We start from the raw sequence: 21,713 nt of genomic DNA, 5'->3' as shown, positions 1-21,713 counted from the left end.
GAATAATGGCTATCGATTATGAAAAAGAAGTAGGCTCTGCCAAAGTGGAGCAGAAATTCCTATATGAATCCGGCAACGAAATGGCTGCTTATGCCGCCCATCAGATCAACTATCATGTGATGGGTTATTTCCCGATCTCGCCATCGACTGAGGTTGCCCAGTTCCTGGATACCATGAAAGCCAGCGGGCAGCATGACATCATGCTTGTTCCTTCAGATGGTGAGCATAGCTCAGCGGGGATCTGTTACGGCGCATCGACGGCGGGCGGACGTGTATTCAACGCAACCAGCGCCCAGGGTTATATGTTCATGCTGGAGCAAATGCCTGTACAAGCAGGTACACGCATGCCTATGGTCATGAACCTGATCTGCCGTTCGATCTCAGGCCCGCTCAACATTCACGGCGACCACTCTGACTTGTATTTTGCCCTGAACACCGGTTGGCCGATTCTGATGTGCCGGGACCCTCAGTCTGTCTACGACATGAACCTGATGGCCCTGAAGCTGGCTGAGCACGCGAAGGTCCGCCTTCCGGTCATGGTCGCTTCCGACGGCTATTTCACGTCCCACCAGAAGCGCCGTGTCCAGGCTTTTGCCCACCGCGAAGATGTTCATAAGTTCGTAGGCGAGCAGCCCCCTGTGGGCTTCACAGACACACTGGACCGCAACAATCCGGTAACTGTCGGCCCGTACATGAACGAGCCTGATTATATCAACAACCGTTACCAGCAATCCGTTGCCATGTATAATGCCGGAGAAGTCTTTGAAGAGATTGCCCAAGAATTTGCCGAGCTGACCGGACGCTATTATCCGATGATCGAGCAGTACCGGATGGAGGACGCCGATGTTGCCGTGTTCCTGATGAACTCCGCATCGGAGATTATCAAGGATGTGGTCGACCAGCTCCGCCAGCAAGGAATCAAAGCCGGAGCCATCTCCCCGAACATGATCCGTCCGTTCCCGCAGAAGCAAATTGCTGAAGCGCTGAAGAATGTGAAGGCTATTACGGTTGGGGACCGTGCGGATTCGGTCGGCGGACACGGCGGCAATATGGTCAACGAAATCAAGGCGGCGCTGTTCACATATGGCAACACCACTACCAAGGTAATCAGCCGTATTTACGGCCTGGGCGGCAAAGACTTTTACGCCGAGGACGGACATCATTTCTTCCAATTGGCAATGGATGCAGTAGTTGCTGACCGGGTGGACATTCCGTTTGATTACTACGGCCACAATCCGGGAACGCCGGACAAAGCGCCTAAGCGTCTGCTGAAGCCGATGAGTTTTGAATCCCTGAAGACAGGTCTCATCACTGTGAAGCAGAATGAAGAGACAGGCAAGCTTAGCGTAAGGGTTCCGCCGGTCCGCAGCCTGATGAAGAAACCAAGACGCTTGTCACCGGGACATGGCGCATGTCCGGGCTGCGGCATTTTCTCCGGCCTGGAGCTGTTCTTCAAGGGCATCGAAGGGGATATTGTGGCCCTGTACCACACCGGCTGCGCGATGGTTACGACTACCGGCTACCCTTATTCGGCTCATAAATCGACGTTCATCCACAACCTGTTCCAAAACGGTGCAGCTACGCTGTCCGGTGTTGTGGAAATGTTCTGGGAACGCAAACGCCGCGGTGAGCTGGATGGACTTGGCCTGAAGGAAGACTTCACCTTTGTCATGGTTACTGGTGACGGCGGGATGGATATCGGTATGGGCCCGGCCATCGGTGCGGCACTGCGCGGCCACAAGATGATTATTGTGGAGTATGACAACGAAGGATACATGAATACAGGGGCTCAGCAGTCGTACTCCACACCGCTCGGCCACCGTACATCGACTTCAAGCATCGGCAAAACGCAGCAGGGTAAAGTAACCCAGCATAAGGATACTGCACAGATCATGGCGGCCACCAATATCCCTTATGTGTTCACCGGCTGTGAGGCTTATCCCCAGGATTTGCTCAAAAAGGCAGCCAAAGCCCAGTGGTACGCACAGAATGAAGGCCTGGTCTACGGCAAGATTCTCATTGCCTGCCCGCTTAACTGGATGAGTGAAGACAAGGACGGTACGGATATTGTGTCGCTGGCCGTGGAATCCTGCTTCTTCCCGCTGTATGAAGTAGAGCAGGGGACGACAACGATTACGTACAACCCTGAAGACAAGGACAAACGGGTAGAAGTCTCTGCATGGCTGAAAACGATGGGCAAAACCCGCCATCTGCTCAAGCCGGAGAACGAACCTGCGCTGCGCGCTTTCGAAAGTGAAGTACAGCGCCGCTGGACCCGTCTCAAAGCCAAACACGAGCACCCGGATTTGTAGGACTTATAATATCTGTAATCATTTATAATTTGCGGCCTGGCAGGATTCATCTGCCAGGCTTATTTATATCCTCACGCGATAAAAAAACCATTTATTAAAATTCTTTTATAAAGTATTATAATAAATGAGGTGAGGGCAGATGAAGAACATCGGAGGCAATGCTCTGGTGATCAAGGAAGTGAATATCAACCTGGTGCGGCGTGTCCTGAAGGAACGCAAACAGGCTACCAAACGGCAGATCGCCGAGGACACGGGACTCAGCATTGTTACCGCCGGCTCCGTGCTTGAGGTGCTGGCCCGGCAGAATGAGGTGCTGGCGGCGGGGCAGATTTCATCCAGCGGGGGAAGGCCTGCCCGGCAATACATATACAATGATGAGCATGCTTTGGCGCTGATCCTGTTTCCTTTTGAAGAGCGCGGGAGAATCTGTATCCGCTGTACGGTGGTTACACTTTTTGGACGCTGTCTGTATGAAGCTAACCGGCCTGTAGAACAGGTAGATTTGGCCTGCTTCGAAGTCATTGTTGATGAATTGCTTAACCGGTATCCTGCTATACAGGCGATCGGCTTCGGATTGCCCGGCGCTGAAGCGGGTGGAAGGATGGTGTTATCTGATTATGAGGCCCTGCGCGGTATTCCTGTGGCAGAGCATTTCAGGGAACGTTACCAGAAAAGGGTCATTATCGAAAATGATGTGAATGCGGCGGCGATCGGCTACCACAGCAGAACCGGGAGGACAGCGGAGGCTTCGGCGGTGTATTTATATTTTCCTGACCGTTTTCCTCCAGGGGCAGGGATTATTATTAACGGCAAGCTCCATAGAGGGAGAAGCGGTTTTGCCGGTGAGGTAGCCAATATCCCTTTGGACATTTCCTGGAGCGGCAGCGAATGGCATTCTTCACCAGCGGGACTGATGGAAGCAATTGCCAGACTGACGGCTACAGTCAGCAGCGTGCTGAACCCGGACGCCGTTGTGCTGTACGGCAGCTTTTTGCAAGTGGACCATCTTAGCGGCATTATGGAGCAATGTGCGGGGCTGCTGCCGCCCGGTGCTGCTCCGCAGATTGTGCTAAGCACGGATTTTGCCGCGGATTATTTGGATGGCATGATTGTTTCAACGCTCGCAACCCTGGAGACGGGGCTGCAATTGACCAAATTTGAAGCTTAGGTGGTAGACATTATGGCTACGGTTTTTCTGATTATTATTTATTTGGCTTTTATCAGTCTTGGCTTGCCGGATTCCATGATTGGAGCGGCCTGGCCGATGATGCGCCCCGATTTCGGGGCACCGGTGGATGCGGCGGGGCTGCTCTCCATGATTGTGGTTGCAGGTACAATCGTTTCCAGCCTGGCCAGCAGTGTAGTGCTGAATAAGCTGGGTACGGGGAAGGTTACTTTTATCAGCGTCGCCGTTACGGCATTTGCTTTGCTCGGCTTTTCATATTCGCCTTCGATTCTCTGGCTGGCAGTGCTCAGCTTTCCACTCGGACTCGGTGCAGGCTCTATTGATGCCGGGCTGAACAATTATGTGGCTACTCACTACAAAGCACACCATATGAGCTGGCTTCACTGCTTCTGGGGGGTAGGCGCTATGCTGGGCCCGATAATTATGTCGCGTTATATTGCTGCAGGTGATTCCTGGCGGCAAGGTTTTTTGACAGTCAGTCTGATTCAGTTCGCCCTGGTTGTGCTGTTGTTTATTGCGCTGCCGCTCTGGAAGCGGGCCGAACCCGCAGATCAGGCGCCGGACGGGCAAATTCAGCAGGAGATTATTTCTCCGCAGGTTCCGGGAACAGGGGTGCTGCGCATCAAGGGCGTGAAGCTGGCCCTGACTACCTTTCTTTTTTATTGCGGGGTAGAAGCTACGCTTGGGCTCTGGGGCAGCAGCTTTCTGGTCAATGTAAAAGAGCTGTCTGCGGCAACCGCTGCCGGCTGGGTGTCGCTCTATTACGGGGGGATCACCGTAGGCCGGCTGATCACCGGTTTTGTCACCTTCCGTTTTAATAACCGCCAGCTGATCCGCACCGGCATATTGGTCTCTCTGTTGGGGGCACTGCTGCTGGTCCTGCCGCTGCCGGCTATATTTTCCTTATTCGGGTTTATTCTTGTAGGCCTTGGCTCTGCCCCCATCTTTCCGTGTATGCTGCATGAGACGCCCGCCCGCTTCGGCAAAGAGCATTCCCAGAAAATCATGGGCTATCAGATGGCTATGGCCTATACCGGAGGCGCTTTTCTGCCTCCTATGCTGGGATGGATTGCTGCCCGCAGCTCATTTATGATTCTTCCGTTTATGCTGGTGGGATATATTATTGTAATGCTGATAAGCTCTGAGAAAATTAACGCGGTAATGAAGAAACGGAAAGAAGAGGTGTCGATGTGAGGAAAACTGTGAATTGGCAGAGTGGAGTCTGGAGCAATGAACCGGTCTCCGCCAAGGTTCTGGATGGAGCCTTCATAGTAGAAGCGGCGGAAGGCAGCGATTATTGGGAGCAAACGATGTACGGCTTCCAGCATGACAACGGGCACGCGCTGCTGGCTTCCTGGGAGGATAGTGAAGCTGTGGAGGTCAGCTTTTCACTGCAGGGGTTCACGGAGCTGTATGACCAGGCAGGGATTATGCTGTGGCATAGCAGCACGGAATGGATCAAAGCCGGTATTGAGCTGAATGACGGTGTGCCGCATATCGGTGCGGTGGTAACGGACAGATATTCCGACTGGTCACTGTCGCCTGTACCGGAATGGACGGGCGGGGTGGTCACCATCCGGGCTTCCCGGTTGAATGATGCAGTGGTGATCAGGGCCAGAGCGGACAACCATCCCTGGCGCACGATCCGGGTGGCGCGGTTTCCTTATGAGACGGGAAAAAAAGCAGGGCCCTTTGTCTGCGCACCCACCCGTGCCGGACTGCAGGTCACGTTCACACGCTGGGCATATACGGCACCCGATAAGGATATCCATGTTGATCCTCCCACGGACTGAAACATTGGCCGGATGGCAGATCCCGGGCCTGGACAGCCACTAATGATCACAAAACCTTCACCATTTCAGGGATGGAACTTTGCGCCCGAGCGGGTAACCGCAGGCCGGTATCAGCATCCGCAGGCAGGGTGCTGTTCCGGCCTTTTTTAGAATAAAGTCCAGTTTCCTTTCTTGCGGGCGTGTTTCTCAGCCCGGTAGAGCACATAACGTGTGCAGAAGACAAGCGTGATACTGCCCGCCAGCAGAATAAAAAACGCCCGCCACCAGCCAGTACCGATATGGCCGTACAAGGCTCCGCGCACCAGAATCAGGCTGTAGGTGACCGGAAACAGCGCGGACAGCCCGGTCGCCCAGACCGGGAATACGCTAGGAGGAATGCGAACTCCGCCGAACAGCTCCATGGGAGTCTGGAATATGTAGTACAGAAACGAAGATTCCCGCGAGAATAGCGAGACTGCGCACAGCAGCGCGCCCCAGATGACTGCCGCCGCCATAATCAGCAGCAGGGCAGGAATCAGGGCGATCCAATTCACGGTAGAAGCATCGGAGACGAACAGAAAGGTCAGCAGCGAAAAAACCGCGAACATCCAGATCCCATGAAACAGGGAATACAGGGATCGGCCGTACAGAAAAGCCATTTTGGGCGCTGGTGTCAGAAAGACAGCCTCCACCGTGCCGCCCTTGCGTTCCAGCTCGAACAGCCAGGCAGCCTCGACTACTGTCCAGAACAGCTGAAATACCAGATAGCCGCTCAGCAGAAACAGAGGGATTCGCTCATCGGGAATGATCCACGAGAGTACAGAGCCAGCGCCGCTGCGGTACGGCTTCATGGTGAAGTAGGAGGTCAGGAAGCCGAGCGCCGGCCACAGCAGCAGTGAAAAGAAAACAACCTTGCCTCTGGAGCGGTTGCGGTGCTGTTTGGAGAGCTCGGCTAATGTAGTGGGCCATAAACTGCCTGTATTCATGATACCCTTCCTTCCGAGAGCAGGATAATCGCGTCCTCCAGATTGGGCTTGTCGCAAGTGAAGCCGTTAATCCGAAGTCCGTATTGCGTGGTCCAGGGAAGCAGCTCGGTAATCAGCATGTCGGCAGAGGTGGACCGCACGGAAATTCGGTAAGAATCCTCAGACTGGCTGCCAGAGTTTCCATCACTTCCCTTCACGCCGCTGGTCAGCTCTACCGGATGTCCCAGCTTGCCGAGGTGCTCCTGCAGCAGCGGCCGCAGTGCCTCATCCCATCCGCTAACCTGCAGGTGGGCGGTCTGCAGCCCCGCAACCTTCGTGACGATCGCGTCAGGCTTGTCACACAGCAGCAGCCTGCCGCGGTTCAGCACGTAGACCCGGTCACACAGCTCTTCAACCTCCTGAAGATAATGGCTGGTCAGCAGGATGCCTTTGCCATGCTCTTTGGCGAGGCTGCGCACAGTCCCGCGAAGCTGTCTCGCAATCGGCGCATCCAGACCCAGTGTAGGTTCATCCAAAAATAAATACTCAGGATCGTTGATCAGGCCGCGGGCAATTTGCAGACGCTGCTTCATCCCTTTGGAGTATTGCTCCACAGGCTGATCTGCCGCTTCTGTGAGTCCCACTTCGGCCAGCAGCAAGTCGCTTAAGCTACGGATCTTCGCAGCATTCAGCCCGTAGAGCCGGCCGAAATACTGCAGATTTTCCCGGCCGGTGAGCCTCCAGTACAGCATGCGTTCGCCACCGGCAATCATGTTGACTTTTTGCTGCACAGTGCGGCGGTTGTCTGCCATGGGCATTCCGTTGATCTCAATGCTCCCTGAGGTGGGGTCTAGCAGAGTGGACAACATGCGGATCGTTGTGGTTTTGCCGGCTCCGTTCAGACCCAAAAGCCCCACAATCTCACCTTTGGCGATGCTCAGTGTCAGGGATTGGACGGCGGTCACGGTCCGGGTTTCCGCGCGGAAGAGTCCGAGCCTGTTTTTGGTTTCATATATTTTGGTCACTTCATTCATTTGGATCATGTTTTCTCATTCCTTTCATGCTTGGTGCTTCTCAAATAATCCCCGCTCCACCAGACGGTTGCTCCACATCCCCACAGCTATGTATACCAGGCTAAGCAGAAGTGCCGGCAGTGTGTCACGCAGCGGGATCGCTTCACCCGTAAGGAGGGTTCTCCGCAGAAGCTGGAGGGAAGAGGTCAGCGGGAACACCTCGCCGGCCGTCTGCAGAAATCCGGGCAAATATTGCCGCGGGAACTGGAAGCCGCACAGCAGCGTGGTCACCGCGAACAATGTATTTTGAACGATATAGGTATCCCGCGTGTACAGCATGATGCTTCCCAGCACCAGAGCCATGGCATAACAGGAGAGTATAAACAGCACCCCGCCTATCCCTGCCGAAAGCAGAGGCGGTGCAGAGAGACGCATTCCCGCTAAAATTCCGAATACGAGTACAGCAAGCAGCACCATTCCGCTGCGGTAAAACTGCTGAAGGGCCGTGCCCAGAAAATAGCCGTTCCGGCTGGAGGGGAGAGCAGCAGCGCCTCCAGCGTACCTTCACGCCATTCGGTAATAAGTGCTCTAGACACATTCATCATCATACTGACGGAGAATACATTCAGTGCCCCGCCAATGATGGCGTAAGCCAGATAATTGCCGCTTCCGGCATAGAGTGCGAATCTGTCGTCCAAATCCCCCTGGATGAGATAGACGTAGGAGAAATAGGAGACGAGAACAAGATATCCTCCTTCAATCATATGCCCCAGGGTAAAAGCCCAGGGAAAAGCTCTGAGATTAGCTCTCTGGTTCCTGGCTGCAGTTGCAAAAACGGTTTGCCACACGGGCGGACAACTCCTTTATGGGTATCGGGTCTTATTGTTCAAGGTACTGCCGCTGCAGAACAATCAGTCTGTCGAAAGCCTCTTTATGGCTGGTGTAAAACAAATAGTTCCCCTTGCGCTCGGCTCCTGCCAGACCTGCTTCACTTAGCAGCTTCAGCTGCTTGGATACGGCGGCCTCCGAGATTCCCAGAATGGGGGCGAGCTGTTTCGTACAGTGCGGCCCTTGCCAGAGCAGCTTGAGAATCCGCAGCCTTGTGGCATCGCCAAGAGCTTTGAACTGGCGCAGCAGATCCTCCGGCGGCGCTTCGCTGCAGGGCAATCCGGGAATATCCACGGCGAGCGGCAGCACGAGGCTGTCTGCTGTCCAATCGATTAGCAGATGCGGGAAGATGAAGGTGGAAGGAAGCACGTACACATTCTGCAAATCTTCATAGGCAAAATAGTACGTCACCGCCTTCTGCGCTGTAATCCTCCCTTCCGCAGCCTGAAGACGGGGATGCAGGGTGTTCAGCGCTTTTTCCGCAGAACGGGAGACGGACTCCTGAAACTGGGCAGCAGCCGTGTTGATCCAAGGCATCACATAGTCCCATTCCTTGCGGAAATAATCCCGTTCATACGTCTCCAGAGTCTTGATCAACTGAGCGCGGACAGCTGCTGTATGCTGAAGCAGGTATTGGCTGGTTTCATCGGGTCCGCCGCCGGACTTGCGGTTTGTCCCGCTGCTTCCTTGCTGCCATTCCAGTATGGTCCCCAGAGAAACTTTGTTGTTCAGCAGCAGATGAATGAATTCAGCGTCAGGTAAGTCGTTTAGCAGGTTAATTCCACCGGCTGCCGGCAGCGGTGCACCGATGAGGCCGGGAAGCATCAATCCCATCCATTCATCGGATAACCGTCCCAGGGTGTCTATGGCTTCCAGCAGGTCAGGGGGCATTTGGCGCTTGATATCCCTGGCCCATTGCAGACGTTTCGGATGATGCTCCGGCTGGTATAGCACATGCAGGCTGCACAGCAGCTCATGAAAGGGACTGACGACAGTTGTGACTTTGCGTTGCAATTGTTGGAGTGAGCTCATCTCTTTCCTTTCCGATTAACCATTCAGTTAATCAAAAACCACTTTCGCGAAAAGTGTTCAACAGTATAAGGACAACAGTCCAGGATGTCAATTAAATTTCTGACTCTAGCAAAAATAGCGAAAAAACCAAGTGCAGCTCTCTGAGCGCACCTGGTTCTTTCGCCTAGATTGGGCTTCTAATTGAGAGAACAGATCGGCCATCTAATCTTAGATGAACGATTATGAGCCCTTATAGATCTCCCGCATAACATGCCTCAGCTCCGGGATGATCAGCCGCTCCATAGCGAGCTTGATCGCGCCGGTAGAGCCGGGCATGGAGAAGACTGCCGTGCTGCCGATGGTGCCGGCAATCGCCCGGCTGAGAATCGCAGCCGAGCCGATGTCCTCGGTGAAGCTGAGCAGCCGGAAAATCTCTCCGAAGCCGGGGAGCGTTTTATCCAATAGAGAGGCCACCGCCTCATAAGTGGTATCCGGGGCGATATCCCCGTCCCGCCGGTCAGAAGCACGGCTTCGATGCCGGAATGGACTGAGCTTTTATAGACCAGTTCACGGATATCTTCATAGTCGTCCTTGACAATCGTACTGCCGGCAACTACATATCCGGCTTCTTCAAGCATGGTTCGGATCAGCGCACCTCCGGTGTCGGTTTCCGGTGTACGGGTGTCCGAAACCGTAATCACATAACAGGCCACACTCTGGGGCGCTTCACGCCGGTGTTCATCTACGGATGACAAGCGGACCAACTCCTTTTTGCATCGATATATTTCTCATGATAGGGGATGGCCGGGGCAAAGACAAGCCGGGGGAGCAGAGTGGAGGCCAACTGTGCATCTCAAAATATAATGGATATGCTTCTGCTTGTCCGGCACCTTGCACCGCAAAGGCACTTGTAGTACACTCGCTACCATAACGGAATTTTGTGCAGGGAGAGATGAAACATGGAACAGGCTATGCCGGTTTATATATTGTCAGGATTTCTTGGAAGCGGCAAAACCACCTTGCTGCAGCGCCTTTTGGATCACTGGAAAGCTCAAGGGCTCCGGCCGGCGGTCGTCATGAACGAGCTGGGAGAAGTGAATCTGGACGGACTGCTGGTCGAGCAGTCTGTGCCGATGGCTGAAATGCTCGGGGGCTGCATCTGTTGCTCTATCCGCGGCGATCTCAGCACAGAGCTGGCTACGTTGATCAAAAAAGAGTCACCGGATGTTGTGGTGATCGAGGCAACCGGGGCCGCTAACCCGCTGGAGATTGTCGATGCGGTTACTGAAATCTCATTGTATCAGCTGGTGGAGCTGAAAGGCCTGATCACGGTCGTGGATGCCGCCCACCTTATCGGGCTGTACCGGTCCCAGCAAGGAGCGACCTACCGGCTGATGCAGGAGCAGATCCGCTGCGCTTCGGTGCTGATCCTGAACAAAACCGACCGCGTAACTCCACAGGAAGCAGACGAGATCACCGTGATCCTGCGCAAGTGGAATGCCTATGCGGAAATACGGCCTGCGGTGCGCTGTGCGCTGGAGCCGGAAGCGCTGCTTGAAGGAATGGGGGGCATTCATGCCGAAGCCCGCTTCCAGGAAGACGATGAGATGCAGGCTGCGCATGCCGGCGATTCCAGTGAAGCGGGGGCTGCGGTGAATGGTTCCCATGACCATGTAATGGCCTATACCCACTATTTCAAACGTCCTGTGAACAGTGAGGAATTTGAGCAGTTCGTGAAGGAGCTGCCACGGGATGTGTACCGCGCGAAGGGGATTGTCACGTTCAGTGATACCTCCAGCCGCTTTCTATTCCAGTTCGCCTACAGAGAGGCGGATTTCATGAAAATCACCCCTCAGGGGGATGTGCCGGATGTAGCGGTTTTCATCGGAGAGCACTTTTCCTCCAGTGAACTGCGGACCCGACTTCTCCAGCTGGAGAAGCGTATTTTGGCCAGGCCGGCTGTTGTAAAGAGGAGTTTGTAGCAGTGTGCCCCTCCCGCAGGCAGTGGTTCGTTCCTTATCTTGCAGGTTAATACATAGGCATACCCTATAAAAATTGCAGGAGGTTAAAGGCTATGACCCGAATTCAATATCAGGAGTGCATCGACGCTTGTATCCAAACTATGAACGCCTGTAACTATAGCTACGTCTCAAGCCTGAAACAATATGATCTTGCGTCGCTTCGTGAAAGCATCAGACTGGACCGGGAATGTGCGGATATCTGCTCTTTTGCTGTTCAGGCCATGACCCGGCAAAGCCCGTTTGTTGCAGAAATTCTCCGCCTGTGTGCAGAGATCTGTGAACGCTGTGCCGATGAGAGCAGCAAGCATATACACACTCATTGCCAGGAATGCATCAACGCCTGCCGTGCTGCTGCGAGAGCCTGCCGTTTGATCAGCGATACGGTAGAAGTCTACGCTTAATTTGTTACCCAACCCTTTTATATATTGTCTAAGAGCATGATTCCAAAACCAGAAGTTCCGGCAGCTTATACTGTGGACATCTGGTTTTTTGCTTTAATAGTAATCAATCTGTTTATCTTAAAAGGAAATTGCTGCAGCCCCGGCGAATTAAGTGTAGGAAGAACGTTTAGGGGATGATAATGGGATGACCCTTGCAGGTTTCAGTACACAGAGGCACTATGAGGGCAAGGCTTCGCCGCTTATTGAGCTTACCCGGGCCACGAAGTTTTATGGACGCCGTCCTGTGCTGAATGAAGTGTCCTTGCTTGTGGAGTCCGGAACGGCAACGGCACTGATCGGAAGGAACGGTTCCGGCAAAAGCACACTGCTCTCCATCCTTGCCGGATTGACGAAGATTTCGTCCGGTACATTGGTGCGGTATGAACGCAGACTAACCATAGGATATGCCCCTGAAGCTTTTCCGGGGCTGAAATTTACGGCCGAGCAATATTTGCTCTGTATGGGCAAGCTCGCGGGTCTTGCCGCTGCGGCAGCAGAAGCCAGAGTGACAGAATTGCTGGAGGTCTTTCATCTGGAAGAGTTCCGCAGGCAGAGTATGGCCGGATTCTCCAAAGGAATGCTGCAAAAAGTGAATCTGATTCAAAGTCTGCTTACACAGCCGCAGCTGCTGCTGCTGGACGAGCCGATGTCAGGTCTGGATCTTCCCGCCCAGCATACAGTGATCGGGCTGCTGCAGGAGTTGAAACGCGAGGGGACAGCGCTGGTGTTCTCCATACATGAGCCAGAGACAGTAGAAGCCTTGGCAGACAACGTACATGTGCTGCAGGCTGGCAGAACCGTCAAGATTATCTATGGCCAAGAAAATATGCGGGTTGCGCCCGCTGCTTACATAATTTGTAATAATATTTCAGAGCAATGTAAAGAGGACATTTTGGGGATGCCCGGGATTATTAACATACATAATGAACCGGATGGTGTTTCCGGGGACGATTTTGGAGTGACTATAGAGGCTGCAGCGGCAGATGGCTATCTTCTCCGGGTGCTGAAGGCGGGAGGATCGGTAGTGTCTGTTGAACCCTGTGGCGGTTTGAGTGCAGGTGGCCTGGAGCAATGGATGGACCCCAAGCCGGCCAGAGGAGGAACTGCGGAATGAGGGCGTTAATGGTCTATCTGCTTCGCAGCTATACGGTTTCCCAGCGGTATTTCGGGCCTATAGCTGGTACGATTATTGCGGTATTGATCCTCTATTCCTATACCCCTAATCCTGTAATGAACAGCTATGCAGCCACAGCCATTATCCTTTTTGCCGGTTCTGCCTGGTTGGGGCTAAGCTTTCTGAATCACGAGCATCCGGTACAGCGGCAGGTATCGATTGTTCAGGCAAGGAGCAAGATGAGATATAACCTCGGTACACTGCTTACCCTGGGTCTGTTTATCTTGCTGCTTGCCCTGCTGATTGTGATCTTTCCGGTGTTTACCGGAAAGTTTGATGAACCGGCAGGTTTATACAGAATGACACTCGCCTTTGCCGGACATTTCCTGCTGGGTCTGTTAGGTACGGCTGTCTCTCTGTATCTTCAGGCTTCCTGGGTACCCAAAACCAGCTACGCCGCCGGTCTTCTGCTTACGGTTCTTATAATCTCCATAGGGGCGAACAAAATGAGCGCAATCATTCCAGGTCCTTATGTACATCTTCTGCTTCCACCGGCAGCTCCGGTGATGGATGTTCTGATGAATGCCGATAACTTGTCTTTAATGCGGGTGATTGGAGCCTTTGTGCATGCACTGGTCTATATAGTGCTGTTAATCGGATTTTATCTATACCGCTCCAGCCGGATGGATGACCGCAAAAGCTTGTGAGACACTAAATTATAAGAAAGAAGGAGGAACGGGAGGAACGATGAAGGATACGCAAGTACCGGAGAGTGAACAATCCAAAGAGTTATTTGCTTATTTCGGTCTGGCCGTCTATTACTGCCAGGCACTGGAGCAGCAGTTGACCAACCTGCTGCTGCTTACGAAGCTGTCTCAGGGGGAAACGCCAACAGAAGCGGATCTTGCGGAACTGTATCAGCGCAAGCTGAGCAATTCACTCGGCCAGCTCATCAAAGAAATCCAGCATCACTTCCCCTTTTCAGAAGAGGAAACCAACCAGCTGCAGGCCGTATGGAAGCAGCGTAACCATATTGTACATGATTATTTCAAGGAACGGATTCAGGAAACCTTCACGCCGGCCGGCAGGGCACATATGATCCGTGAACTGAAGCGGTTCAAGAATAAAGCCCGCAGGCTAGAGATTAAGCTCCAGGGTTACTGCACCGAGCTGTACAGCAAATTGGGACTTGAAGAAGAGAATTTAATCTGAGCGGACCCCTTATTTATACTCTTTCACTGATTAAAGCCACCTCGAAATGATTTATGGGGTGGCTTTTTTATTGTAAAAGGAAACTACACAGTGTAAAAAAATGTGGATATCTTGGAAGCTTCACAGGATATTAGCGATGCAGGAGGATGGGGCTCCATCCGTAGACTGAAGCGGACAGAAACGGACTGAAGCGGACTGAGGAGCCCTTATTTTGCTAAAAATCTTGCTTTTTCAGCGGGTACGGACTCAGGAGTCGTTATATCGTTCGAATGAGCCTGGAATAAAGGGGAAAGGGACAAATAAAGGCATCTCAGTCCGCTGTCCTGCGGAATAGACGAATTTTCTATCAATAAGGGCTTTCCTGTCCGTAACGGCTGCGGATAGATCGCGAAGGATACAACGATTCGTCTTCCGCATGCCCCCGTTGATCTTGAAGCGGTGGGGAACCCCTGCGGCCGTAAGCCTCGTGTTGCTATCCGCCCAATCATCTCATCGAATAAACGCATGGCGGCTCATCTTGATAAGTGGAAGCCGATGCCATATCGCAGAATATTCACCGAAATGGTAGACTTGCTGTGTAAACCAATTCGATATACCTTAATTTCCTGAAGTACGGGGTTAATGTTCATATTGAGTTCATACAGTTGTCGTAAAATGTGGCGGCATAGGCCGAAAGGGGGGAGGCAGATGCCCAAAGTGCTGGTTGTAGACGATGATGCAAATATCCGTGAACTGGTGAGGCTCTACCTCGAAGATGAAGGGATTGAAGTCGTACAGAAGGGAAACGGTGCCGAAGCGCTGGAATACGCCGAGAACCACCCGCCGGACTTAGTTGTCCTGGATATCATGATGCCGGGAATGGACGGATGGGCCTTGTGTGCCAGGCTCCGCGAGCTTGGAGACATGCCGGTGCTCATGATTACCGCCAAAGGCGAGCCGGCGGACCGCATTAAAGGCTTCAAGCTGGGTACCGATGATTATCTCGTTAAGCCGTTCGACCCGATGGAGCTTGCGCTTCGGGTCCAGGCGCTGTTGAAACGTTACCGGATCGCCTATTCTCAAACGATACGCCTTGGCGATCTGCGGCTGGACCGCAAAAGCTACCAGGTGGTGAACAAGGACGGTCTGGAGCTCACCCTGCCCATGAAAGAATTTGAACTGCTCTACAAGCTCGGGAGTTATCCCGGGCAGTTGTTCACCCGGAATCATCTGATCGCGGAGATTTGGGGCATCGATTACGAAGGAGATGAGCGGACCGTGGACGTACACATTAAGCGGCTTCGGGAGCGCTTCGCCGAACACGAGTCTGATTTCCGCATTGTAACGCTGCGCGGTCTCGGCTACCGTCTGGAGGTGTACCGGGATTAAATCGCTGTATACCCGCATCGTCCTCACCTTCATCGGTGTCATTGTTGCCAGTCTCATCATCGCTTCCATCGCGTCTACGCTCCTGTTCCGTGAACCGTTTGCCCACACGTTGGAGAACAGCTTGCTGTCGAACGGCAAGCAGATCATTCAGACCTACCGTTCGTCCGCTGGAACGGAATTGATTCCTTTCATGAACAACGTTTCCAGCATATCCATTTATGCGGTTCAACTATTCGACGCCTCCGGCAATCCGCTGCTGGAAGACAGGTCGGAGCCTGTCGTTCCCGGCGCGGAACGGATTCGTCACGTGCTGTCCGGCGGTGTGACGAGGAACATCGAGCACGAAGGGCGGTATCCGATGGTCGGACTTCCATTCCCGGTTGACGGTCAGTCGTATGCCTTATTCGTCATGCTGAAGAGCAACGAATTGTGGCTGCAGTCGAGCAAAGAAGTCAACACGGAGCTGTTAACCGTCTTCCTGATCGGAAGTTTCCTCGTACTGGCTGCCGCCCGGTCAATTGTGAAGCCGCTTCTTCGGCTGAGAGATGCGGCCGGGCAAATGGCTCAAGGGCAGTTTGACATGCAGCTTCGGACGAACCGCAAGGATGAGATCGGACAGCTAAACACGAGCTTTAACGAGATGGCGCAGGAGCTTGCCAAGCTGGACCGGATGAGGCGGGAATTCGTGGCGAACGTATCGCATGAGATCCAGTCGCCGCTGACGTCCATCTCCGGCTTCGCCAAGGCATTGAAGCAGAAACGGATGAGCGAGGAAAGCCGGATGCATTATCTGACGATTATTGAGGAAGAAAGCGAGAGGTTGTCCAGGATCAGCCAAAACCTGCTGCGGCTTTCTTCCTTGCAGCATGATCGTCATCCCGTGCAACCGGTAGCTTTCCGGCTTGACGAACAGCTCCGCAAGGCCGTCATTGCGCTTGAGCCGCAATGGTCCGGTAAAGAGATCGCCGTCGAATTGGATCTGGAGCCGGTAACCGTCTGTGCAGACGAGGATCAACTCAGCCAGGTATGGACGAATCTGCTGGGCAACAGCATTAAATTCACTCCGGTCCGCGGAAGGGTCTGCATTCGCGTCTATGCCGGCGGCCGGTCGGCGGTCGTCCGCATAACGGACAACGGCATCGGAATACCGGAGGATCAGCGGACGGATATTTTCAAGCCGTTTCACAAAGTGGACAAAGCCCGCGACCGCGCCGTCAGCGGAAACGGACTGGGTTTGTCCATCGTCAAGCTTATCGTGGAGCTGCACGAAGGGGAAATCCGGGCGGATGAAGAGCCCGGCGGGGGTTCGGTTTTCACGGTGAAGCTGCCGCTCAGGAAGGGCTAATAACAACCGTATAGCTGCTTATGTTATCTGATTTAATCACAATCGGAGGCCCTCTGGCCCCCGGTTGTTTTTTTGTAACGCTCCGTTCATCTTCATTTCAAATCAGACGGGTATAGTGTCTCTGGATGAATGAAAAGGAGAGAGCTTGCATGAATCAGCTAACCGGTTCCTCCACCCCGGCCATAGTCTACGTGCATCGCGGCTGGACCGGGGTCATTCGGAGAGAAAGCAGGAGAAACATTACTTTTACAGTGGGAGGAAAGATTATGCGTTTATCTATTAGAAGTTGGGTAAAGCGTGTGACCATCACCGGCTCTATCCTTGGAATCGCGCTAGTTTCGACCGGCGGCATTTATGAACAGGCGGCCCGCAGCCGGGCTATTAAGGATTTCCCGGCGCCCGGAAGGCTTGTGGACATAGGCGGCCGCCAGATCCATCTGAATTGTCAGGGGCGCGGCACACCGCTTGTCGTGCTTGAGGCGGGTGCAGATACAAGCGGCTCTGCGCTATGGCAACCCGTCCAGGAACAGGTCGCCCGGTTCACGCGGGTTTGCTCCTATGACCGGGCCGGCATTATGTGGAGCGATCCGGCCAAGGGTCGGCGGAACAGTCACGCGATTGCCGAAGATCTTCACAAAGTCCTGCGTGCTGCAAATGAACAACCGCCATATATTTTAGTCGGTGCGTCCATGGGTGGCCCGTACGTCATGACGTTCACCAAATACTACAGAAAAGAGGTCGCCGGGATGGTTCTGGTCGACGCCTCGCACCCTGACCAGACCGCGCGTCTCGCTCAGGCCACCGGCGAGCCAGCGAGCAATCCGATTCCAATCGCGTTCCGCGCTCTCGCCGCAGTGGCGTGGACCGGTTTGCCGAGGCTAGTGCTGCCTGCTGCCGAGGTTCCGGAGTTGCCGTCCCAGACGGCGAAAGCCATCACGGCTTATCAGCCGACATCCCTTGCAGCCGCCTTCGCGGAGGCAGCCGTATTCGAAGACTCGCTGCGTGAGGCCGGCACATTCCGCACTCTTGGCCATCTGCCCCTGGCCGTGCTCTCCAGGGGAAAGCCTTGGAGCGCTTTCAGCGAAGCCGAACGGGCCGCAGGTGGACTCACGCGCGAACAGTTCAATCGTGCGGAAGCAGCTTGGGCCAGCATGCAAGCCGAGGAAGCCGGTTGGTCCTCCAACAGTACCCACCAGGTCCTCACCGACTCCAGCCACGTTATGCAGTTAGAACGCCCGGACGCGGTCATCGCTGCGATCAGGGACGTCGTTGGAAAGGCAGCACACACGGATGCTATTCCCTAGTGCGCAAAGGATCGCGGACTGCGCATCCTGGAGGATATCGCTTTGATTGGAGGGGATAACGGCGTAAATACGGTTGATATTTTGGATGTCCGGACATCCCGCTGCTTCACCAGCCTGTTCAATGGACAGTCTAAGGTTGAAGGCTCGCCTCCAGCTCCCGAAGCCCATTGCTCTCTGCCACTCCGGGAGCGAACCTAACCGACGATGCCCGCGTACACTTTGCGAGCGAATCAAGAGCTGCTGTAAGCGCGGGGATCATCTCCGCGCTTAAGTCCGTGCCTGGCTCCCACCACCAGCGCAGAATATTCAGTATCCCGTTCTTCTTATCCATTACCGGTTCAAACCGTGCGATGAAACGGTCCCCGTAGAGCAGCGGCAGCACATAATAGCCGTACTCCCGTTCGGCAACCGGCTTGTACACCTCCCAGCGGTAGGTGAATCCGAATAATTGCCGGATCAGCTCTCTGTCCCAGAGCAGGTTGTCGAGCGGGGCCAGTGCGGCGGCGAAGTCAGCACCTGTGTCAGCCCCGGCTGTATCAGCGGTATCTCCGCGCAGCAGAATCTCTTCCAGTCCGGGCGCATCCGCTGTGCGCATATATAGGGGATGCTTCACCCCTTCAACGCGAACCTCCCGGAGGGAGCCGCTTAGCAGCAGACGCTCAATCGCGGCTGTCCGCTCCTTGCTCTTCAGACCTGCGATGCCAAGCCATCCGTCTCCGGATTTGTTCCACTGCAGGCCGATGCTGCCGATTCTCCGCAGCACATACCAGTCAAAGTGCTGTTCAGGTGTCACGTTAGGGTCCTCAGCGTCAAGCAGATGCCCAGGCAGCAGCTTCGCACTGAAATCATAGTAGCGGCGTGTATGGACCCGATGATGTACAGAAAGCTCGCCCCAATAATACATGCTCTCCATGGCAGCACGGGATAGGCGTGCCGGGGCCCAGGCCCAATCAATCTTGTCAGTGCTCTCCAGATCCAGCGAGGAGAGGGGACCGCGCCGGGTCAATTCTTCCCGGACATGCGACACCATGGCACCGAGTGCCTCTTTCCCTTGATAGCGTTCTGCCGCCATCGCTCTGCGCCGCTGAAAGTACGGCCAGTCCTCCGTGCAGTAGATCGACATATTTTTGTCCCAGCCGTCGATCAGCAGCCTGTCCTTGTAGAGAAGCTCCGAGGCCAGCTCCGGGACGAAGCCGGGAATCCGCGCCTGCAGGACAAGTTCATGATTATGCCCGGCAATGCTGAGCGGATCATATTGTATACAGCCTACATGGCGGACGAAGTCGTAAATGGCCCCTTTGCCGGGGGGCAGGCCTCCGGATATGAGCCGCTGATGCTGAAGCAGGAAAAGCCGGGCTTGCCGCTTGCTGAGACGATAAGTGGTCACGTTTTCCACTCCGATCTTATAATATATTTCCATTATACGGAACAAATGTTCTCAGCACAAGCAAATAAAAACCCCTGATGCTGATTCCTGCATCAGGGGGAGTATAGCTGCTGATAACCCTTCGCGTATTCCCGGCTTACAGAAAGATCTTCACGGTGAAGATCAGGCTGCGGGCGGGATAACGGCTGTTGCGTTATACTTGCTTGACCGATGGCCGCAGGGGAGCACCGGATACCTGAACCGCCGCAGGAGCCGGAAGCTCGGTTCCGCCGCCTGCTCCAGCGCCAAGCTGCAGCTGATACATGCGGAAGTATCTTCCGCCGAGGGCCATCAGTTCATCATGGCTGCCGCGTTCCACAATCTCCCCGTGGTGCAGCACCAGGATCTGGTCGGCACTGCGGATGGTGGAGAGGCGGTGGGCGATGATGAAGGTGGTGCGTCCCTTCTTGAGCACCTCCAGCGCATCCTGAATCAGGCTCTCCGTTTCGGTGTCGATATTGGAGGTGGCTTCATCCAAGATCAGTATCGCCGGATCAAAGGACAACGCTCTGGCAAAGGAAATCAATTGGCGCTGTCCGGCCGACAGCGTGCTGCCCTTTTCCACCACAGGCTCATCAAAGCCATGGGGGAGATGGGCCAGCAGCTTGTCGGCGCCAACCTCCTGCAGCGCCCGCTCCACACGTTCACGGGAGATCCGTTCGTCTCCCAGGCTAACATTGGAGGCGATGGTGCCCGTGAAGAGGTAAGGGTCCTGCAGGACGATGCCCATGTGGCTGCGCAACCACTGCTTCGGTATGCTCTTGACCTCCTGGCCGTCAATCGTAATGGTTCCGCGCTGCGGATCGTAGAAGCGGAACAGCAGATTGATGATCGAGCTTTTGCCGGAGCCGGTATGGCCGACGAGGGCAACGGTTTCGCCAGGGCGCGCTTCGAAGGAGATGCCCTTCAGGACGAAGTCTTTTTTATAAGCAAAAGAGACATCCTTGAATACTACATTCCCCTTGTAACGCGGCATGGTTCCGTCTGTCACCGGTTCGCCCGGTTCATCCATCAGCGTAAACACACGTCCGGCTGAAACCATGGAACTGTCAAGGTTGGCGAGCTGGTTGACCATCCCGGTAATCGGCTGGAACATCCGTCCGAGCACATCAACGAACGCATACAGCACACCCAGTGACACAAAGGTGGAGCCGCCCAGACTGCCAAAGCCGAAATACCACAGCACCAGCACAAAAGAAAGGCTGCGCAGCGAGTTCACCAGATTGTGGGACGTGAAGGCGTTCAAATTCAGCATTTTGTTCTGATACTTCAAATAATCATCGTTGAGCTTCTCGAACTCCTCAGTACTCTGCTTCTGGCGGCGGAAAATACGGATGATCGACATCCCCTGAATCGATTCATTGATAATCGCATTGATCTCACTGAGACGCGAGCGGATAATCGTGTTGTATTTGGTGGCGATTTTGCGGTAGAGCACGATCCAGAGAATCACAATCGGCACGATGAACAGACTGACCAGGCCGAGCCGGATATCCAGCAGGAACAAGGCGACATATACGCCGATAATATTGATAATCCCGGTGCTGAAATTGGATAATACGGCGATGAACAGATCTTTTACCGCTTCCGTATCATTCGTCACCCGGGACACCACCTTGCCCGCAGGCAAATTGTCAAAAAAGTATACCGGCAGCCGCTGGATATGCGCGTACACATCGGTCCGCAGCTTCCGGATGACCTGATTGGCCGAGGATTGCAGCCAGTAGGTTTTGCCGAACTCGGCAAAGATCGAGATGACCAGGAATAAAGCGTACAAGCCTACAAGCTCGTAGATTCCGGGAAGCTCCGGTTTGTAGAAGGAAAACAGCTCATCCGCCGACAGCTTCACCGCCGGGTAGACGGCTTCGGTATCCCCGCGCTGGATATGCAGCTTTCCCTCGCGGAAGGTCCGCTCCCCCTCGGGCTGGGCAACAGGCATATTGATGATATAAAAGCTTTTTCCTGCCTGCAGCAGGCGGATTTCCTGGCCTTTGGCTTCATCCGGTGCGAAGCGGTCACCGCGTTTGTAATAGGCGTTCTTATACTCAGCCGCTTCCTCGGAGGAGGAGGTCTGGAAGTATGGTTTTTCGATGGCCAGCATGTGATTGTCGATCATGCTCTTGGCGATAAAAGGGCCTGCCAGCTCTGCCGCCACTCCGATGGAAAGCAGCAAAAGGGCTGCGATAAAGGTCTTTTTGGCAGTTAAAGCATACTGCAGCAGGCGTTTGCCTGTACTCTGTGTCAACGGTGACACCTCCTGAAAGTGTTGTAAGCGTAACTTCTGATACCACTTTGTACCGAACCGGCATTGATAGGCATAAGTTACACGTAATGGT

Annotated in this window: 19 protein-coding genes and 1 pseudogene; 12 read left to right on the top strand and 8 right to left on the bottom strand. The window is 54.2% G+C overall.

The genetic code is table 11. The features are described from left to right. Nucleotides 1–5: 5 nt before the first annotated feature. From JI735_RS26600 to JI735_RS26585, 4 genes are all read left to right on the top strand, one after another. Nucleotides 6–2,312, top strand: a complete 2,307-nt coding sequence (locus tag JI735_RS26600) for a thiamine pyrophosphate-dependent enzyme (RefSeq protein ID WP_039834970.1) — start codon at nucleotides 6–8, stop codon at nucleotides 2,310–2,312. Between the two features lie 139 nt (nucleotides 2,313–2,451). Continuing rightward, nucleotides 2,452–3,480 carry an ROK family protein gene (locus tag JI735_RS26595; protein ID WP_039834971.1) on the top strand — a complete coding sequence of 343 codons (1,029 nt, stop codon included), beginning with the start codon at nucleotides 2,452–2,454 and terminating at the stop codon, nucleotides 3,478–3,480. 12 nt (nucleotides 3,481–3,492) lie between these two features. Further along, nucleotides 3,493–4,692 carry an MFS transporter gene (locus JI735_RS26590; RefSeq protein WP_202676597.1) on the top strand — a complete coding sequence of 400 codons (1,200 nt, stop codon included), beginning with the start codon at nucleotides 3,493–3,495 and terminating at the stop codon, nucleotides 4,690–4,692. Further along, nucleotides 4,689–5,291: a DUF1349 domain-containing protein gene (locus tag JI735_RS26585; RefSeq protein WP_039834973.1), complete on the top strand. Its 603-nt coding sequence runs from the start codon at nucleotides 4,689–4,691 to the stop codon at nucleotides 5,289–5,291. The genes JI735_RS26590 and JI735_RS26585 overlap by 4 nt, the downstream gene beginning before the upstream one ends. Before the next feature lie 146 nt (nucleotides 5,292–5,437). Here JI735_RS26585 and JI735_RS26580 read toward each other — a convergent pair whose 3' ends face one another. The 6 genes and pseudogenes from JI735_RS26580 to JI735_RS26555 form a co-directional block, all read right to left on the bottom strand. Continuing rightward, entirely contained in the window at nucleotides 5,438–6,256 is an 819-nt protein-coding gene (locus tag JI735_RS26580; RefSeq protein WP_039834974.1) for an ABC transporter permease, read from the bottom strand. Next, nucleotides 6,253–7,278 (bottom strand): ABC transporter ATP-binding protein, encoded by a 1,026-nt coding sequence (locus JI735_RS26575; protein ID WP_039834975.1) that lies wholly within the window; start codon nucleotides 7,276–7,278, stop codon nucleotides 6,253–6,255. Before JI735_RS26575 ends, JI735_RS26580 begins: the two co-directional genes overlap by 4 nt. A gap of 15 nt (nucleotides 7,279–7,293) precedes the next feature. After that, a complete protein-coding gene (locus JI735_RS26570) occupies nucleotides 7,294–7,725 on the bottom strand; it encodes an ABC transporter permease (RefSeq protein WP_233476075.1) in 432 nt (143 codons plus the stop codon). Further along, entirely contained in the window at nucleotides 7,689–8,096 is a 408-nt protein-coding gene (locus JI735_RS26565) for a hypothetical protein (protein WP_233476074.1), read from the bottom strand. The genes JI735_RS26570 and JI735_RS26565 overlap by 37 nt, the downstream gene beginning before the upstream one ends. Before the next feature lie 31 nt (nucleotides 8,097–8,127). Beyond that, nucleotides 8,128–9,168, bottom strand: a complete 1,041-nt coding sequence (locus JI735_RS26560; RefSeq protein WP_039834977.1) for an ArsR/SmtB family transcription factor — start codon at nucleotides 9,166–9,168, stop codon at nucleotides 8,128–8,130. Between the two features lie 219 nt (nucleotides 9,169–9,387). Further along, nucleotides 9,388–9,902, bottom strand: a pseudogene (locus JI735_RS26555) (MogA/MoaB family molybdenum cofactor biosynthesis protein). 204 nt (nucleotides 9,903–10,106) lie between these two features. On the opposite strand from JI735_RS26555, the gene JI735_RS26550 reads away from it, so the two are divergent. The 8 genes from JI735_RS26550 (at nucleotide 10,107) to JI735_RS26515 (ending at nucleotide 17,951) form a co-directional block, all read left to right on the top strand. Then, entirely contained in the window at nucleotides 10,107–11,129 is a 1,023-nt protein-coding gene (locus JI735_RS26550; RefSeq protein WP_039834979.1) for a CobW family GTP-binding protein, read from the top strand. 92 nt (nucleotides 11,130–11,221) lie between these two features. After that, nucleotides 11,222–11,569 (top strand): four-helix bundle copper-binding protein, encoded by a 348-nt coding sequence (locus tag JI735_RS26545; protein ID WP_039834980.1) that lies wholly within the window; start codon nucleotides 11,222–11,224, stop codon nucleotides 11,567–11,569. Between the two features lie 184 nt (nucleotides 11,570–11,753). Next, the gene (locus JI735_RS26540; RefSeq protein WP_051051724.1) at nucleotides 11,754–12,722 is read left to right on the top strand and encodes an ATP-binding cassette domain-containing protein; all 969 of its coding nucleotides are present in this window, start codon (nucleotides 11,754–11,756) and stop codon (nucleotides 12,720–12,722) included. After that, nucleotides 12,719–13,429 (top strand): hypothetical protein, encoded by a 711-nt coding sequence (locus JI735_RS26535; protein ID WP_051051725.1) that lies wholly within the window; start codon nucleotides 12,719–12,721, stop codon nucleotides 13,427–13,429. Before JI735_RS26540 ends, JI735_RS26535 begins: the two co-directional genes overlap by 4 nt. Nucleotides 13,430–13,469: 40 nt before the next feature. Then, nucleotides 13,470–13,934 carry a hypothetical protein gene (locus JI735_RS26530; protein WP_039834981.1) on the top strand — a complete coding sequence of 155 codons (465 nt, stop codon included), beginning with the start codon at nucleotides 13,470–13,472 and terminating at the stop codon, nucleotides 13,932–13,934. A 687-nt stretch (nucleotides 13,935–14,621) separates the two neighbouring features. Next, nucleotides 14,622–15,302, top strand: a complete 681-nt coding sequence (locus tag JI735_RS26525; RefSeq protein WP_039834982.1) for a response regulator transcription factor — start codon at nucleotides 14,622–14,624, stop codon at nucleotides 15,300–15,302. A gap of 109 nt (nucleotides 15,303–15,411) precedes the next feature. Beyond that, a complete protein-coding gene (locus tag JI735_RS26520) occupies nucleotides 15,412–16,647 on the top strand; it encodes a sensor histidine kinase (protein WP_233476073.1) in 1,236 nt (411 codons plus the stop codon). Between the two features lie 149 nt (nucleotides 16,648–16,796). Then, complete coding sequence (locus JI735_RS26515) at nucleotides 16,797–17,951, top strand: alpha/beta fold hydrolase (RefSeq protein ID WP_202676595.1); 1,155 nt, start codon at nucleotides 16,797–16,799, stop codon at nucleotides 17,949–17,951. Between the two features lie 130 nt (nucleotides 17,952–18,081). On the opposite strand, the gene JI735_RS26510 is transcribed toward JI735_RS26515, so the two are convergent. After that, the gene (locus JI735_RS26510) at nucleotides 18,082–19,338 is read right to left on the bottom strand and encodes a winged helix-turn-helix domain-containing protein (RefSeq protein WP_039834989.1); all 1,257 of its coding nucleotides are present in this window, start codon (nucleotides 19,336–19,338) and stop codon (nucleotides 18,082–18,084) included. A 193-nt stretch (nucleotides 19,339–19,531) separates the two neighbouring features. Next, nucleotides 19,532–21,622 carry an ABC transporter ATP-binding protein gene (locus JI735_RS26505; protein ID WP_202676594.1) on the bottom strand — a complete coding sequence of 697 codons (2,091 nt, stop codon included), beginning with the start codon at nucleotides 21,620–21,622 and terminating at the stop codon, nucleotides 19,532–19,534. Between the last annotated feature and the right edge of the window lie 91 nt (nucleotides 21,623–21,713).

Source organism: Paenibacillus sonchi, from assembly GCF_016772475.1.
In the GTDB taxonomy this organism is placed as follows: Bacteria; Bacillota; Bacilli; order Paenibacillales; family Paenibacillaceae; genus Paenibacillus_AQ; species Paenibacillus_AQ sonchi.
The sequence above is the reverse complement of the archived record's forward strand: the minus strand, read 5'-3'. Positions and strand labels throughout refer to the sequence as shown.